This window comes from Mycolicibacterium nivoides (assembly GCF_003855255.1).
GTDB lineage: Bacteria > Actinomycetota > Actinomycetes > Mycobacteriales > Mycobacteriaceae > Mycobacterium > Mycobacterium nivoides.
In genome coordinates this window covers 5,116,387-5,131,714 of record NZ_CP034072.1, presented here as the reverse complement: position 1 = coordinate 5,131,714, position 15,328 = coordinate 5,116,387, and the positions used below count along the sequence as shown (strand labels likewise).

16 protein-coding genes are annotated in these 15,328 nt (G+C 68.0%); 11 read left to right on the top strand and 5 right to left on the bottom strand.

Translation table 11 applies throughout. The features are described from left to right. The first annotated feature begins 171 nt into the window (after positions 1 to 171). Together EH231_RS25080 and EH231_RS25075 are read left to right on the top strand one after the other, a co-directional pair. Complete coding sequence (locus tag EH231_RS25080) at positions 172 to 618, top strand: Rv2324 family transcriptional regulator (RefSeq protein WP_090424880.1); 447 nt, start codon at positions 172 to 174, stop codon at positions 616 to 618. A 98-nt stretch (positions 619 to 716) separates the two neighbouring features. Further along, positions 717 to 1,904, top strand: a complete 1,188-nt coding sequence (locus tag EH231_RS25075; RefSeq protein WP_090424602.1) for an NAD(P)/FAD-dependent oxidoreductase — start codon at positions 717 to 719, stop codon at positions 1,902 to 1,904. Positions 1,905 to 1,965: 61 nt separating this feature from the next. Here EH231_RS25075 and EH231_RS25070 read toward each other — a convergent pair whose 3' ends face one another. Then, positions 1,966 to 3,246, bottom strand: coding sequence for a VOC family protein (locus tag EH231_RS25070; RefSeq protein WP_124713522.1), 1,281 nt, complete (start codon positions 3,244 to 3,246; stop codon positions 1,966 to 1,968). Continuing rightward, complete coding sequence (locus tag EH231_RS25065) at positions 3,243 to 3,755, bottom strand: RNA polymerase sigma factor (protein ID WP_090424604.1); 513 nt, start codon at positions 3,753 to 3,755, stop codon at positions 3,243 to 3,245. The genes EH231_RS25070 and EH231_RS25065 overlap by 4 nt, the downstream gene beginning before the upstream one ends. Before the next feature lie 106 nt (positions 3,756 to 3,861). On the opposite strand from EH231_RS25065, the gene EH231_RS25060 reads away from it, so the two are divergent. After that, positions 3,862 to 4,593 (top strand): phytanoyl-CoA dioxygenase family protein, encoded by a 732-nt coding sequence (locus EH231_RS25060; protein WP_170856180.1) that lies wholly within the window; start codon positions 3,862 to 3,864, stop codon positions 4,591 to 4,593. Here the strand turns inward: EH231_RS25060 and mftR are convergent. Further along, positions 4,579 to 5,184 (bottom strand): mycofactocin system transcriptional regulator MftR, encoded by a 606-nt coding sequence (mftR, locus tag EH231_RS25055; protein WP_124713521.1) that lies wholly within the window; start codon positions 5,182 to 5,184, stop codon positions 4,579 to 4,581. The genes EH231_RS25060 and mftR overlap by 15 nt on opposite strands. Before the next feature lie 92 nt (positions 5,185 to 5,276). Here mftR and mftA point away from each other — a divergent pair, with 92 nt between their 5' ends. The 7 genes from mftA to mftG all read left to right on the top strand — a co-directional run bounded on the left by mftA (position 5,277) and on the right by mftG (position 11,790). Beyond that, positions 5,277 to 5,372 (top strand): mycofactocin precursor MftA, encoded by a 96-nt coding sequence (mftA, locus tag EH231_RS25050; protein WP_019344466.1) that lies wholly within the window; start codon positions 5,277 to 5,279, stop codon positions 5,370 to 5,372. Positions 5,373 to 5,374: 2 nt separating this feature from the next. Continuing rightward, the gene (mftB, locus tag EH231_RS25045) at positions 5,375 to 5,689 is read left to right on the top strand and encodes a mycofactocin biosynthesis chaperone MftB (RefSeq protein WP_090424607.1); all 315 of its coding nucleotides are present in this window, start codon (positions 5,375 to 5,377) and stop codon (positions 5,687 to 5,689) included. Beyond that, positions 5,686 to 6,888, top strand: a complete 1,203-nt coding sequence (gene mftC, locus EH231_RS25040) for a mycofactocin radical SAM maturase (RefSeq protein ID WP_124713520.1) — start codon at positions 5,686 to 5,688, stop codon at positions 6,886 to 6,888. Before mftB ends, mftC begins: the two co-directional genes overlap by 4 nt. A 3-nt stretch (positions 6,889 to 6,891) precedes the next feature. Beyond that, the gene (gene mftD / locus EH231_RS25035) at positions 6,892 to 8,082 is read left to right on the top strand and encodes a pre-mycofactocin synthase MftD (RefSeq protein WP_090424609.1); all 1,191 of its coding nucleotides are present in this window, start codon (positions 6,892 to 6,894) and stop codon (positions 8,080 to 8,082) included. A gap of 133 nt (positions 8,083 to 8,215) precedes the next feature. After that, positions 8,216 to 8,959, top strand: a complete 744-nt coding sequence (gene mftE / locus EH231_RS25030; RefSeq protein WP_124713519.1) for a mycofactocin biosynthesis peptidyl-dipeptidase MftE — start codon at positions 8,216 to 8,218, stop codon at positions 8,957 to 8,959. Continuing rightward, positions 8,956 to 10,368: a mycofactocin biosynthesis glycosyltransferase MftF gene (mftF, locus tag EH231_RS25025; protein WP_090424611.1), complete on the top strand. Its 1,413-nt coding sequence runs from the start codon at positions 8,956 to 8,958 to the stop codon at positions 10,366 to 10,368. The genes mftE and mftF overlap by 4 nt, the downstream gene beginning before the upstream one ends. Before the next feature lie 6 nt (positions 10,369 to 10,374). Beyond that, a complete protein-coding gene (mftG, locus tag EH231_RS25020; RefSeq protein WP_124713518.1) occupies positions 10,375 to 11,790 on the top strand; it encodes a mycofactocin dehydrogenase MftG in 1,416 nt (471 codons plus the stop codon). On the opposite strand, the gene EH231_RS25015 is transcribed toward mftG, so the two are convergent. Next, a complete protein-coding gene (locus tag EH231_RS25015) occupies positions 11,720 to 13,351 on the bottom strand; it encodes an MFS transporter (protein ID WP_124713517.1) in 1,632 nt (543 codons plus the stop codon). The two genes, mftG and EH231_RS25015, sit on opposite strands and share 71 nt — an antisense overlap. An 86-nt stretch (positions 13,352 to 13,437) precedes the next feature. On the opposite strand from EH231_RS25015, the gene EH231_RS25010 reads away from it, so the two are divergent. Next, positions 13,438 to 14,070, top strand: a complete 633-nt coding sequence (locus EH231_RS25010) for a TetR/AcrR family transcriptional regulator (protein WP_124713516.1) — start codon at positions 13,438 to 13,440, stop codon at positions 14,068 to 14,070. Here the strand turns inward: EH231_RS25010 and EH231_RS25005 are convergent. Further along, complete coding sequence (locus EH231_RS25005; protein WP_090424614.1) at positions 14,055 to 15,308, bottom strand: cytochrome P450; 1,254 nt, start codon at positions 15,306 to 15,308, stop codon at positions 14,055 to 14,057. The two genes, EH231_RS25010 and EH231_RS25005, sit on opposite strands and share 16 nt — an antisense overlap. Positions 15,309 to 15,328 lie beyond the last annotated feature (20 nt).

The window sequence follows — 15,328 nt, the reverse complement described above, 5'->3', positions numbered from 1 at the left end:
CTGGCGCGCCGCCGGTTTGGGGCACGGTGTCGTGCACGACTTCGTCGAAAATCGTCATGAATCGACGATATGAAGTGCCGACAGCGCAATCAATCGCTTCTTGTTGCGTGATATGCAGGGATATATTGCAGAAACCGTGAGCTGACGACGTTTTGTTGCGTGGAGGTCGATGTGGAACGTCTGGACGACACAGACGAGCGGATTCTGGCCGAACTCACCGAGCACGCCAGGGCGACATTCGCCGAGATCGGGCAGCGGGTGAACCTGTCGGCGCCCGCGGTCAAGAGGCGGGTGGACCGCATGGTCGCCGACGGGGTGATCCGCGGCTTCACCACAGTGGTCGACCGCAATGTGCTCGGCTGGAGTACCGAGGCATATGTGCAGGTGTTCTGCCAGGGCACCATCTCGCCGGATCAGTTGCGCGCGGCCTGGATCGACATCCCAGAGGTGGTCAGTGCGGCTACGGTGACCGGTACCGCCGACGCCATCCTGCACGTGCTGGCGCGCGACATGCGCCACCTCGAAGAGGCCCTGGAACGCATCCGCTCAACAGCTCGAATCGAGCGCAGCGAGAGCATCGTGGTGCTCACCAACGTCATAGACCGGGGCCGGTCGTGACGCCGCGCACGCGAGGAGCAGAATCGGCGGTAGGTCATCGGCCTGCGCAAACGTAGGGTGCCCTACAACGCTTAACCCCGATCGTGTAAAAACCCCACGTGACTACTTCAACGGGATCAGCGGCGGGCATCGTCATCGTCGGCGGCGGCTTGGCTGCGGCCCGGACGGCCGAACAGCTGCGCCGGTCGGAGTACGCCGGGCCCATCACGATCGTCAGCGACGAGGACCATCTCCCTTACGACCGGCCGCCACTCTCCAAGGAAGTGCTGCGTGCCGAGACCGACGACGTCACGCTCAAGCCGGCCGAGTTCTACGCCGAGAACGACATCACGCTGCGGCTCGGCTCTGCCGCGCAATCGGTGGACACCGCCGCCAAGACATTGAAGCTGGCCGACGGCAGCGACGTGGCCTACGACGAGCTCGTCATCGCCACCGGACTGGTGCCCAAGCGCATCCGGTCCTTCGGCGATCTGGCCGGCATCCACGTGCTGCGGTCCTACGACGAGAGCATGGCCCTGCGCGAACACGCCGGCAAGGCCCAGCGCGCCGTGGTGGTCGGAGCGGGCTTCATTGGCTGCGAGGTGGCCGCGAGCCTGCGCAAGCTGGGTGTCGAGGTGGCGCTGGTGGAGCCTCAGCCGACACCGCTGGCCTCGGTGCTGGGCGAGCAGATCGGCGCCCTGGTGACCCGGCTGCACCAGGCCGAAGGCGTCGACGTGCGCTGTGGTGTCGGGGTGTCCGAGGTACGCGGCACCGACAAGGTCGAGCAGGTGGTGCTCGGTGACGGCACCGAGCTCGACGCCGATCTTGTGGTGGTCGGTATCGGTTCGCACCCGGCGGTCGAGTGGCTCGAGGGCAGCGGGATCGAGCTCGACAACGGCGTGGTGTGCGACGAGGTCGGCCGGTCCAGTGCGGCGGGAGTGTGGGCCATCGGAGATGTCGCATCGTGGCGCGATCACGTGGGTGACCAAGCGCGCGTTGAGCATTGGAGCAACGTCGCGGATCAGGCGCGCGCCATGGTGCCGGCGATCCTGGGCCAGGAGGCCTCACCCGTCGTGTCGGTGCCGTACTTCTGGAGCGATCAGTACGACGTCAAGATCCAGTGCCTGGGCGAGCCCGAGGCCGACGATGTCGTGCACGTGGTCGAGGACGACGGCCGCAAGTTCCTGGCCTTCTACGAGCGCGACGGTGTCGTGGTCGGTGTGGTCGGCGGCGGCATGCCCGGCAAGGTGATGAAGGCCCGCGGCAAGATCGCCGCAGGCGCCCCCATCTCCGACGTCCTGGGCTGACTTTCCTGCGATTTGGGTGCGTTTGGCGGCGGTGGGCGCCGCTGAACGCACCCAACTCGCTCTAGAACTGGCCGAGGTAGAACCGGCCGCCCTGGTCGTCGGTGCACTCGGCCATCAGCCCGTAGTCCTGTCGTGACGGCTGCTGCAACACGGTGCCGCCGGCCTCGCCGACGCGGCTGACCGCGGCATCGATATCGGCGACCGTCCACATCGGCACGGTCACAGCCTGTGCGGCGCCGCCGGCCATCCCTGACATCGGCTGGCTGCCCTGTACCCCCCAGCCGTCGTCGATCCGGCCGGATTCGAAGGTCCAGAAGAACAGCCGGCTGTAGAACGCCTTGAACGCCGTCGAGTCGGGCACTTCATAGGTGATGTACGAAAGCTCGCCCGGCCCAGCACCATTGAGCTTGGGGCGGGGGATGACGGAGGTCGGCTGGAACACCGCGAAGGCGGTTCCGGCCGGGTCGGTGGCGTCCAGCACGGTGCCGAAGTCGAACTCCTGGGTCTCTCCGGGTTGGCCGCCGCCTGCCAGGATGGCCTGGCGGGCCCCGTCCAGATCGGTCACCGCGTAGCAGCAGAAGAGGGTGGGCGGACCGTCGGCGTTGAAGATGCCGATGTGCTGTTCGGTGTTGGTGACCTGCCGGGTGGCCGGGTCAAAGGTCCAGCCCAGCACGTGGCCGTAGAACCGGGCGGCACGCGCGATATCGGGTGCCCAGACCGAGACGTAGCCGACGTCGCCGTGCTGGATGGGGGTGACGGCTCCGGTCGCCGCCCCGGTCAGCATCCAGCGGTGGCCGGACGGGTCGATGATCGCCGCATTGCGGGTGCCGTAGCTCTCGTAGGGCTCGCGCTGTACGAGTGCCCCCAGGTTCCTGGCGCGTTCCAGCACCGCGTCGGTGTCGGGCACGGCCAGCATCAGGCTGACCGAATTGGCCTGTGGTGCAGGCGCCTTCAGGCCCAACTCCGGGTACTCGTCGGCCAGGTAGAACACCCCGTCGCCCAGCTCGAGCTCGGCGTGGCCGATACGGCCGTCGTCCATCACCACCGGTTCGCCGATCTGTACGGCCCCGAGGGCTTCGATGTACCAGGCGATGGCGGCGCGGGCGTCGGGTACGGCCAGATACGGGATCGCAGCGGGCCGCGGGGGAGCCGGGGTGGCCGGGGGCTCGTTCAGTTCGGCGATGGCAGTGTCGGTTCCGCTCATGTCAACTCCTTGGGCGTGCGTGGGCAGGGTGAGGGCCGATTCCAGCCGCGCGCGCAGCCGGGCCGCGAACGCCGGATCGGGGGAGACCGGGTGGTCGTTGCCGTTCAGCACGGTCAGCGGATCGTGGCTGTTGATCACGACGTCCCTCCCTCCGTCGGGTACTGGGACCTGAAGGCGCGGCGGGCCCGCACCAGCAGGGCCTCGGTGGCGTGCACCGTGCGGCCGATCAGCTCGGCGCATTCGGGCACCGAGCAGTCATCGAGGTAGCGCAGGACGAGGACCGTGCGGTGCTGTTCGGGTAGCCGGGCCAGAACCGATTCGGCCACAATTCGATCCAGTTCGGCGTCCCAGTCATCCGCCGGATCCACCGGTTCGGGCAGCTCGGCCACCGGCACGGTGAACCGGTCGTGACGCCGACGGTAATGGTCGGCGAGTTTGTGCCTGGCCACCCCGATCAACCAAGGCACCGAGATCGGCGGCGGCGACGGTCTGCGGGCCGCGTCCATTGCGGCCAGGAACGTCTCCGACGTCAGGTCCTCGGCGGTTCCGCGGTCACCGCAGCGTCGTACGAAGTAGCCGTACACCACTGGCAGGGCCTCGTCGTAGCACCTCAGCAGTATCCGCGGAGCGTCAGTTTCGGCGCTCACACCCTTATCGTCGCCGCCGGGGGCCGAACTCCGACGGGGTTGGGCCAACAAATTTCGCCGGAAAATCATTGGCCCCGGTCGGGCCGCGTGCGTCATGGTGGTCGGCGTGGTGAACGTCGACGCATTCAAGCGGGACGGGTTCGTCAAGATCGAGGGGGCCGTCCCCGCCGAAATCGCCGATGCGGCCAGGCATCTGCTCTGGACGCAGATCGGGCTGTCCGCGGACGACCCGGCATCGTGGACCGCCCCGGTGGTGTGGACGGCGGATCTGACCGGCGCGGGCGCGTTCGGGCAGGTTGTGGGCAGCGCCCCGCTGGCCGACGCCCTGAACGGGATCTGCGGAACCGGCGGTTGGCTGCCGCGGGGCTCGCTGGGCAACGTCCCGGTCCGGTTTCCCGTAGATCCGCCCGCGCGGGACCGGGGCTGGCACGTCGATGCCAACACCCCGCTGCCCGGAGGTCAGTGGGCGGTCAGCGGCCGGCCGCACACCGTTCTGGTGCTCACCCTGCTGTCTGAGGTGGGGCCCGACGATGCGCCGACGCGTGTCCGGGTGGGTTCGCACCGCGACGTGGCCGGGGTGCTCGGGCCGGAGCCGGTCGACTTCGTCGAAGCCGGTGCTCTGGTGGACGAGGCGAGCCGGGCCCGCCCGGTGGCCCACGCCACCGGACGGCCCGGTGACATCTATGTGCTTCATCCCTTCACGGCTCATGCGGCGGACGTACATCGCGGTGGCACACCGCGTTTCATGTCGCAGGCGCCCGTCATTCTCGCCGAACCGCTCGGCCCGCGAGGTCCGGAGGCGCTGGCCTGTGTGTGGGACGAGCTAGCGCGGGGCTAGCGCCTCAAGCCCGGGCCGGGCCACCTCGAACGCCTCGCCGATGGCGTCTGCCAGGGCGACGGACTCGTCGGCGAGCCAGTGCTCGTACGCCGACAGCGCGACGCCCAGCATGAGCCAGCCCACGGTCTGGGGCATCAGGTCGGCGGGTGCCGCTCCGATCCGCTGCGCCACGTAGGCCGCGATGACCTCGCGCCAACCGGCGTACATCGTCATCGAATATGCCTGCAGTTCAGCGGTTTCCAGGATCACCCGCATGCGCCGGCGGTGTTGGGCCATCTCCTGGTCGTCGTAGGTGTTGAACGACAGCAGGGCCTCGCGCAGGGCCTCGGCCAACGGGATCTCGGTGCTCAGGGAGCTGAGCAGGTCACGCAGGTGCTGCAGGTGGGCGTCGAAGTCTCCCCAGGGGATGGCGTTCTTGGAGGCGTAGTAGCGGAACAGCGTGCGCCGGGCGATGCCGGCCGCCTTGGCCACGTCGTCGACGCTGACCTCGTCGAAGCCCCGGCTGGCGAACAGCGCCAGGGCGACGTCGGTGATGTGGTCCTGCGTGGTGGACGGGCGCCGACCGACCCGGGGCCCGGATGCCTGCCGCATAAACCCGCCCTTCCATTTGTGCACTCGATGCCATATTCTTGCGACTCAGGTCACAATTGTCGAGACCCACAGTTGCAGGAAAGGTGCGATTCATGGATCAGAACCCGCAGGTTGAAACCGAAACCCAGCTCGTCACCGAGACGCTCGTCGAAGAGGTCTCGATCGACGGTATGTGCGGGGTTTACTGACGGTGTCCGCAGAGGTTGCCGATACGGCTGGGCGCACTGGCGTCGTATTCGACCCGGATGTCAGCTGGCGGTTGCACCACCAGGTGGCGGTGCGGCCGGAGCCGTTCGGTGCCCTGCTGTATCACTTCGGAACCCGCAAGCTGTCGTTTCTGAAGAACCGGACGGTCGTCGAGGTGGTCAACTCTCTGGCTGATCACCCCGACGCCCGGTCCGCGTGCCGCGCGGCCGGTATCGCCGACTCCGACCAAGGCCCCTACCTGCACGCGCTGAGCGTGCTGGTGTCCTCGAAGATGCTCATCCCCGGGAACTCACAATGACTTCTGCCGCGCCTGCGCGCACGCCCGTCCCACGGCTCGTCGACCAGTTCGAAAGCGGACTCGACGCCCCGATCTGCCTGACCTGGGAACTCACCTACGCCTGCAACCTGGCGTGCGTGCACTGCCTGTCCTCCTCGGGCAAGCGGGATCCGCGCGAGCTGTCCACCCAGCAGTGCAAGGACATCATCGACGAGCTGGAGCGCATGCAGGTGTTCTACGTGAACATCGGCGGTGGGGAACCCACTGTGCGCCCGGACTTCTGGGAACTGGTCGACTACGCGACCGAGCACCACGTCGGGGTCAAGTTCTCCACCAACGGCGTGCGCATCACGCCCGAGGTCGCCGCGAAGCTCGCCGCCAGCGACTACGTCGACGTGCAGATCTCCCTGGACGGCGCCAACGCCGAGGTCAACGACGCGGTGCGCGGCAAGGGCTCGTTCGACATGGCCGTGCGTGCGCTGGAAAACCTTGCCGCCGCAGGCTTTTCCGATGCCAAGATCTCGGTGGTGGTCACCCGCCACAACGTCGACCAGCTCGACGAGTTCAAGGCGCTGGCCGACCGCTACGGCGCCACGCTGCGGATCACCCGGCTGCGCCCGTCCGGCCGCGGCGCCGATGTCTGGGACGAGCTGCACCCGACCCCGGACCAGCAGCGCCAGCTGTACAACTGGCTGGTCTCCCATGGTGAGCGCGTGCTCACGGGTGACTCGTTCTTCCACCTGTCGGGCCTGGGTGAGCCCGGTGCGCTGGCCGGGCTGAACCTGTGCGGTGCCGGCCGGGTGGTGTGCCTGATCGACCCGGTGGGCGATGTCTACGCCTGCCCGTTCGCCATCCACGACAAGTTCCTGGCCGGAAACATCCTGGAAGACGCCGGTTTTGGGGCCGGATTCCAGAACGTCTGGCAGAACTCCCCGTTGTTCCGCGAGCTGCGCGAGCCCCAGTCGGCCGGCGCCTGCAGCGGCTGCGGGCACTACGACGCCTGCCGCGGCGGCTGCATGGCGGCCAAGTTCTTCACCGGTCTGCCGATGGACGGGCCGGACCCCGAGTGCGTCGAAGGCTGGGGCGAGCCGGCCCTGGCGCAGGAGCGCACCAAACCCAAGCCCAGCGGTGACCACTCCCGCGGTACCAAGCAGGGGCCGGTGGCACTCAAGCTGCTGACCAAGCCCCCCGCCCGAATCTGTAACGAAAGTCCGGTGTAAGCCATGGCCCGTGATACCTGGTTCGAGACCGTCGCCATTGCCCAGCAACGGGCGAAGAAGCGGCTGCCCAAGTCCGCCTACTCGTCGCTGATCTCTGCGAGCGAGAAGGGCGTGACGGTCTCCGACAACGTGGAGTCGTTCGCCGAGCTCGGCTTCGCGCCGCACGTGGTGGGTGCCACCGAAAAGCGTGAGATGTCGACAACCGTGATGGGGCAAGACATTTCGATGCCGGTGATCATCTCGCCGACCGGCGTTCAGGCGGTGGACCCCGACGGTGAGGTCGCCGTTGCCCGCGCCGCCGCGGCGCGCGGGACCGCCATGGGGCTGTCGTCGTTCGCCAGCAAGCCGATGGAAGAAGTCACCGCGGTCAACGACAAGATCTTCTTCCAGATCTACTGGCTCGGGTCCCGCGACGAGATCGCCGAGCGCGTGCAGCGGGCCAAGGACGCCGGGGCGGTCGGGCTCATCGCCACGACGGACTGGAGCTTCAGCCACGGCCGGGACTGGGGTAGCCCGAAGATCCCGGAGCGAATGGACCTGCGCACGATGCTGCGGATGTCCCCGGAGGTGCTCACGAAGCCCCGCTGGCTGTGGAGCTTCGGCAAGCACTTGCGTCCGCCGGACCTGCGCGTGCCCAACCAGGGCCGCCGCGGCGAGCCCGGGCCGACGTTCTTCGAGGCCTACGGGCAGTGGATGGGCACCCCGCCTCCGACCTGGGAGGACATCGCCTGGCTGCGTGAGCAGTGGGGCGGACCGTTCCTGCTCAAGGGCATGGTGCGCGTCGATGACGCCAAACGTGCGGTGGATGCGGGTGTTTCGGCGATCACGGTGTCCAACCACGGTGGTAACAACCTGGACGGCACCCCGGCGGCGATCCGTTGCCTGCCTGCCATCGCCGACGCGGTGGGCGACCAGGTCGAGGTTTTGCTGGACGGCGGGATCCGCCGCGGCAGCGACGTCGTCAAGGCCGTGGCGCTCGGCGCCAGGGCCGTCATGATCGGACGTGCGTATCTGTGGGGCCTGGCCGCCAACGGCCAGGCGGGCGTCGAGAACGTGTTGGACATCCTCAGCGGTGGCATCGACTCCGCGCTGCGCGGGTTGGGCAAGTCCTCGATCCACGACCTGACGCCGGACGACATCCTGATTCCGGAAGGGTTCACCCGGACCCTCGGCGTTCCGCGCGCCGACGCCTGACGGTTGCCCCGGGCGCGTCGGGGTGCGGCGTGACAGGGGTGGCAGGAGAGACGTACGTGATGCTCACGGCCGGTGTGGGGAAAGCTAAGGCAAATCAATTGCTGCCCGTGCTCCAACAATTGGCGCACAGTAGGTGAATTCGGCCTACGATCGGCACGTGGCTTTCCCCAGCGGGCTCGGGAACTCAACGTCGAGACAGCTACGCAGCGTGTCGCCAATGTTGATCATCCCGGTGGGCTCTACCGAGCAACATGGCCCGCACCTGCCCCTGGACACCGACACGCGTATCGCCACGGCCGTCGCCCACGGGGTCCTCGAGCATCTCGAGGGCGGTCCGGCCGGCGACTGGATGGTCGCGCCGCCCGTCTACTACGGCGCCAGCGGCGAGCACGAGGGCTTCCCCGGCACGGTGTCCATCGGCACCGCCGCTTTGCAGTCGTTGCTGGTCGAGTACGGAAGGTCCGCATCGAGCTGGGCCTCGAAACTCGTCTTCGTCAATGGTCACGGTGGGAATGTGGAGGCGCTGGCGGGCGCCGTGGCCCTGCTGCGCCGGGAGAGCCGCGATGTTGGCTGGGCCCCGTGCGTCGCCGCGGGCGCCGACGCGCATGCGGGGCATACCGAAACATCTGTATTGCTACATATTTCGCCCGGCGATGTCTGGACCGACGACCTGACTGCGGGGAACACAGCCCCGCTGGCCGAGCTGATGCCCGCGATGCGCAGCGGCGGGATCGCGGCAGTCAGCGAAGTCGGTGTCCTCGGCGACCCGACAACCGCCACGGCTGCCGAGGGGGAGCGTATCTTTGCTGAAATGGTCAACGGCTGCGCCGGCCGGATACGGCGGTGGCAGCCGGACCGGAACGGATTGCTGACATGACCGGACCGAGGCTGCCCGACGGTTTTGCCGTGCAGGTGGATCGCCGTGTCAAGGTGCTCGGGGCCGGCGCGGCCCTCCTCGGCGGGTCGCCGACCCGGTTGCTGCGGCTGGCGCCGACGGCGCAGACCATGCTCAACGGTGGCCGCTTGGAGGTGCACGACGCGCAGAGCGCGCAACTGGCACGGACTTTGCTCGACGCCACGGTCGCCCATCCCCGTCCGCCCAGCGGGCCGTCGCACCGCGACGTGACGGTCGTTATTCCGGTGCGCGACAATGTATCCGGACTGCACCGGCTGATCGCGGCATTGCGGGGCCTGCGGGTGATCGTGGTCGACGACGGCTCGGCGGTTCCCGTCGCGCAATCAGAGTTCGCCGCAATGCACTGCGACGTGCAGGTGCTCCGCCACCTCCGCAGCAACGGTCCGGCGGCCGCCCGCAACACCGGGCTGGCCGCGTCGGAGACCGACTTCGTGGCGTTCCTCGACTCCGATGTGGTGCCGCGGCGCGGATGGCTCGAGGCATTGCTCGGACACTTCTGCGACCCGGCGGTGGCGCTGGTCGCGCCGCGCATCGTCGGGTTGCACACCGCCGACAATGTGGTCGCCCGGTACGAGGCCGTTCGTTCGTCGTTGGACCTCGGGGTGCGCGAGGCACCGGTCGTGCCCTACGGCCCGGTGTCCTACGTCCCGAGCGCGGCCATCATCTGCCGGCGGTCGGCACTGGCCGCGGTGGGCGGGTTCGACGAGACCATGCAGTCCGGTGAGGACGTAGACCTTTGCTGGCGCCTGGTCGAGTCCGGCGCCCGGCTGCGGTACGAGCCGATCGCGCTGGTGGCCCACGACCATCGGACAGATCTGCGAGAGTGGTTCAACCGCAAGGCTTTCTACGGCACATCTGCGGCACCGTTGAGCGTCCGGCACCCGGGCAAGACCGCCCCTGTGGTGATCTCCGGATGGACGTTGATGGTGTGGCTGTTCCTGGCCATGGGGTCATACGTCGGGTATCTGGGCTCCGTGGTGATCGCGATCATCACCGGCCGCCGCATCGCCCGCTCGCTCAGCACCGTCGACACGGAGCCCACCGAGGTCGCCGCGGTGACTGCGCGCGGATTGTGGTCGGCGGCCTTGCAGCTGTGTTCGGCGATCTGTCGGCACTACTGGCCGGTGGCCCTGATCGCCGCCCTGCTGTTCCGGCGGGCCAGGCACGCGGTGCTGGTGGCCGCGGTGCTCGACGGTGTGGTCGACTGGGCGAGCCGGCGCGGCAACGCCGACGACGACACCAAACCGGTGGGCCTGCTGGCCCATATCCTGCTCAAGCGTCTGGACGACCTGGCCTACGGGATCGGCTTGTGGACCGGGGTGGTGCGGGAACGCCAGCTTGGCGCGCTCAAGCCGCAGCTGCGGAGCTAAACCCAGTTGAGTGATGTCCTGATCATCGGTGCCGGAAGCGCCGGATCAATTCTGGCTGAACGGCTTTCCAGCGATCCTGGCTGTACTGTCACGGTGGTCGAGGCCGGTCCGGCGCCGAGTGACCCGCGGGTGGAGGCACAGATCACCGACGGCCTGCGGCTGCCGATCGGGGCCGCCAGCTCTGTGGTGCGCCATTACCCGTCGGTGCTGACCGAGAATCCGCCCCGGCACACCGAGATCATCCGCGGCTCGGTGGTGGGTGGCTCAGGGGCGGTGAACGGCGGCTACTTCTGCCGGGGATTGCCCACCGACTTCGACACCTGGGCGGTGCCGGGCTGGGGCTGGCAGGATGTGCTGCCGCATTTCCGTGCCATCGAGACCGACCTGGATTTCAGCACCGCGCTCCATGGCGACAGTGGTCCGATCACGGTGCGTCGGGTGCGCGAATTCGACGGTTGCACAGCATCATTCGTCAACGCCGCAACCCGGTCGGGGTTCGGCTGGATCGATGACCTGAACGGCTCGGATGTGGGCGCGGTGCTGCCCGCCGGCGTTGGTGCGGTTCCGTTGAATATCAACGGCCGCAACAGGGTTGGGCCAGGGGGTGCCTATCTGAAGCCGGCGCTGGAGCGGCCCAATCTGGAGGTGCTGACCGACACGCGAGTTCATCAGGTGTTGTTCCGCGAGAACCGCGCCGTCGGGGTGCGCTGCGATGACGGTGCGGTTCTGCATTCTGATCGAATTGTGCTGTGTTCCGGTGCGATTGGATCTGCTCATCTGTTGCTGCTGTCGGGTGTCGGGCCACCGGCCGACCTTGAGGCGCTCGGCGTCGAGGTGGTGGCCGGCCTGCCTGTCGGAATGCGCACCGTGGATCATCCGGAGTGGGTGCTCCCGGTCTCCTGGGTGCCGACCCATGACCTGCCGCCGTTGGAGGCCGTTCTCACCACGGCCGAGGGTATCGAGGTGCGCCCCTACACTGCGGGTTTCGCCGCCATGGTGCACGGACCTGGACATGATCCCGCCGAGCTTCCACACCTCGGTGTGGCGCTGATGCGACCGCACTCCCGCGGCCGGGTCCGGTTGGCCTCGGTGGATCCGGCGGTGGCACCGGTGATCGAGCACCGGTACGACACCGTGGCCGAGGACGTCGACGCGCTGCGCCGGGGTGCCGAGCTGGCTCGTGAATTGGTCAGTCACACAGCTGAAGTCGGTGACGCGTTCTGGTCGACGTCGCAGCATCTGGCCGGCACCGCGCCGATGGGAACCGGGCCCGACGCGGTACTCGATCCGACCTGCCGGGTGCTGGGGGTCGAGGGCCTGTGGGTCGTGGACGGGTCGATCATGCCCGCCATCACCAGCCGCGGCCCGCACGCGACCATTGCCATGATCGGTCATCGGGCCGCGGAGTTCCTCTCGATCTGAGCCGCCGGATGACGGGTAGCTGCCGACTGTCGCGGCCGGGCGCCCAGATGCCGACGAACGCCGCGGCCACTCCCAGCACCACCGCCATCACGAGCAGCGCCGAATTCGTCGCATCCAGGAACGCCTGTTTGGCCAACTCGGCGATGGCTGTTCCTTGCGGACCCGACTGCGCGGCCACGGCGAGGGCTTCGGCCAATGAGCTCAGGATTGGCTCGCGCACCTCGGCGGGCAGTCCGGTCAGCTTGGGCCCCAGGTGATTCTGGTAGTTGGCGGCCAGGATCGAGCCGGCCACCGCGATGCCGAGGGCGGCGCCGACCTCCCGGGTGGTGTCGTTGACCGCGGAGGCCACCCCCTGCTTCTCGTCCGGAACGGCTCCCATGATGGCCGATGTCGTCGGCGCGGTGCACAGGCCGATGCCGGTGCTGATGATGATTAGCGGCCAGGTGAAGTCGAGGTAGCCGGAGTCGAGCTCGAGCAGGCGCATACACATCAGCCCCGCCGCGATCACCAGCAGGCCCATCGACACGCACAGTCGCAGGCCCAGCCGGGGCAGGTACCAGTGTGTGGTGGCGCCGAGGGCCAGCACGGGAAGCATCAACGGGCACAGGGCGATTGCGGTTTGGATCGGGCTGTAGCCCATGACCAGCTGGATGTACTGCATGCTGACGAAGAAGTAGCCGAAGTTCGCGAAGAACAGGAATGTCACGCCCACCGCCCCGGTGGCGAAATCGGGTTTTCTGAACAGTCGGATATCCAGCAGTGGGTGTCGGCGGTTGAGTTGCACGACGGCGAATGCGGCGGCCAGGGCGACGCCGCCCGTCATGCAACCCCACACGAACGGGTGCGTCCAACCGCGCACCGGAGCCTCGACCACCCCGAGCACGAACACCGCCACTGCAGCGCCGATCAGGATCGCGCCGATCCAGTCCAGCGGTGCGGCGTCCGCGTCCCGCGAGGAGCGCACGGTGCAGGTCAGGATGAACAACCCCGCTCCGGCGATCGCGAAGGTCGCGAAGATGGACTGCCATCCCCAGAAGTGCAGCAGCCCACCGGTGATCAGGAATCCGAACACGGCCCCCGATCCGACGACGCCAGCCCAGATCCCAATTGCCTTGTTGCGCTCGGATTTCGGTACCGCTGCCGTCAACAGTGACAGGGTGGCCGGCATGATGAAGGCCGCGCCGGCTCCGGCGACCGCACGTGCGACGATCAGGTGGACCGGGTCGTCGAACATCATCGGTGCCACCGAGGCCAGGACGAACACGGCGAGCCCCGTCAGCAGGGCGCCGCGTCGGCCATAGCGGTCGCCGATTGCCCCGGCCGGCAGCAGCAGGCACGCCAGCACCAGGGTGTATCCGTCGACCACCCAGGTGAGTTGGGCTTGGGTGGCCGCGGTCTGGCGGGCTATGTCGGGCAGCGCGGCATTCAGCGCCACCATCGATGCGATCACGATGGAGACGTCCATGCAGGCCACCGTGAGCAGCCAGTACCGCTGCCGGATCGACAGATAGGCCATGCCCGGGTCGATATCCTGGCTGGACTCGACGAGGGTGGCGGACATGCTGTGCCCTCCTTCGTCGGCAGAGTTTTGAGACTAGCAGTCTTGGAGCGAGACGGTAAGTCTGTTTTTTGGAGGTGTGACGGCGAATGACACCGGAGAGCGGTGACCCGCGCCCGGCCCGATCCCGGGCCCGGCTGCTGGAGGCGGCGACGGCGCTGTTGCGGTCGGGCGGGCCCAGTGCGGTCACCGTCGACGCGGTGACCCGGGCCGCCAACGTGGCCAGGGCGACGTTGTACCGGCACTTTCCGAGCGGAAACGACTTGCTGGCAGCGGCATTTCGCGCCCTCATCCCGGCAGCGCCGATGCCGCCGGAGGAGGGCACGCTGCGCGACCGGCTGATCGCGCTGGTTCAGGCGCAGGCCGACTCGATCGCCGAGGCGCCGATCAGTATCACCGCGATGTCATGGCTGGCGCTGGGCGGCGACATGGAGCAACTGCCCTGGCGTTCGGGCGACAGCGCCGAGGTGCGGACCCTTCGTGAGCGGGTGGCCGAGCACTATGCGGTGCCGTTCGAAGCGATCTTCGACAGCCCCGAGGCCATTGCCGAGCTCGGCGAGGTGGATCGCACGCAGGCCGCCGCCCTACTGCTGGGCCCGATCGTGCTGGGCAAGCTCAGCACGTTGGCGGAGTTCGACTACGCCGCGTGCGTGCGGGCCGCGGTGGACGGCTTTCTCGCCACCCACCGCAGACCCGCGCCGGACGTTCAGCGCAGCGAGTAGCGAATCGGCAGGTGCTTGAGGCCGCCGACGAACGTGGTTGCGGAAAGCTCTGGCGTCCCCGCCAATTCGATGGAGTCCAGCCGGCCGAGCAGCTCGGTGAACAAGCTGTTCATCTCCATCCGGGCCAGGGCCGCGCCGAGGCAGAAGTGCACGCCGTATCCGAACGCAAGGTGCTTGTTCGGATCCCGACCGACGTCGAAGCGGTGCGGGTCGTCGAACACGTCCTCGTCACGGTTGCCGGAAACGTAGGCCAGGTAGACGGAGTCGCCCTTGGCGATCGGTACGCCGCGCACGGTGGTGTCGGCCGTGGCGGTGCGCATGAACTCTTTGACCGGGGTGGACCACCGGATCATCTCCTCGACCGCCGTGCCCATCAAGTCCGGTTGCGCCTTCAGCCTGGCCAACTGGTCCGGGTTCTCGATCAGCGCGTGCAGTCCGCCGGAGATCGCGTCCTTGGTGGTGTCGTGTCCCGCACTGGCGACGATGACGTAGTAGGACGCGGTGTCGACGTCGGACAGCGGTTCCCCGTCGATGGTGCCGTTGGCGATGGCCGACGCGAGGTCCGCGGTCGGGTTGGCCCGGCGCGACGCGGTCAGTGTCGAGAAGTAGGCGAAGAAGTCCATCAGTACCGCGAGCTGGTCCTCCAGTGAGCCACCGTCGCGCTTGTACTCGTCGTCGTCGCCGCCGAACATCTCCTGGGTCAGCATGTGCATGCGCGTGAAGTCCTCTTCGGGCAGCCCGAGCAGCGACATGATCACGTAGAGCGGGAAGTCGACGGCGATCGCGGTGACGAAATCGCACTCGGGACCGATGTCGCGCATCTTGTCGACGTAGCGCTTGGCGAGCTCGTCGACCCGGACCTTGAGATCGCGCATTGCCTTGGGGCGGAACCAGTCTGCGCCGATGGCTCGAACCTTGCGGTGGTGTGGATCGTCCATGTGGATCAGCGTGCGCAGGCCCATGCCGGCCTCGAGCTGTTGCTTCGCGAGGTCGTCGGCCGCCGCGGTGGCCAGCAGGGGTCGTGGCTCGCTGATGAACAGGTCGTTGTCCCGCTCGACGGCCATGATGTCGGCGTGTTTGGTGATCGCCCAGAAGGGGCGGTAGGGCGCGTTGTCCACCCAGGCCACCGGATCGTTCGCGCGCAGATGGGTCAGCGCGGTGTGCAGCCGTACGTCGTCGGCGTAAGCCGTCGGGTCGGCGAGCACCTTCGCGGCGTCATCCATCGTCGGCGCACTCATACGGACTCCTCACATGACCG

What these genes read in the sequence shown, in the direction of transcription:
- mftA (WP_019344466.1), top strand. Translation starts at nt 5,277, where the DNA reads ATGGATCAGAACCCGCAGGTTGAAACCGAAACCCAGCTCGTCACCGAG.
- mftC (WP_124713520.1), top strand. Translation starts at nt 5,686, where the DNA reads ATGACTTCTGCCGCGCCTGCGCGCACGCCCGTCCCACGGCTCGTCGAC.
- mftD (WP_090424609.1), top strand. Translation starts at nt 6,892, where the DNA reads ATGGCCCGTGATACCTGGTTCGAGACCGTCGCCATTGCCCAGCAACGG.
- mftR (WP_124713521.1), bottom strand. Translation starts at nt 5,184, where the DNA reads ATGCGGCAGGCATCCGGGCCCCGGGTCGGTCGGCGCCCGTCCACCACG.
- EH231_RS25015 (WP_124713517.1), bottom strand. Translation starts at nt 13,351, where the DNA reads ATGTCCGCCACCCTCGTCGAGTCCAGCCAGGATATCGACCCGGGCATG.
- EH231_RS25005 (WP_090424614.1), bottom strand. Translation starts at nt 15,308, where the DNA reads ATGAGTGCGCCGACGATGGATGACGCCGCGAAGGTGCTCGCCGACCCG.
- EH231_RS25010 (WP_124713516.1), top strand. Translation starts at nt 13,438, where the DNA reads ATGACACCGGAGAGCGGTGACCCGCGCCCGGCCCGATCCCGGGCCCGG.
- mftF (WP_090424611.1), top strand. Translation starts at nt 8,956, where the DNA reads ATGACCGGACCGAGGCTGCCCGACGGTTTTGCCGTGCAGGTGGATCGC.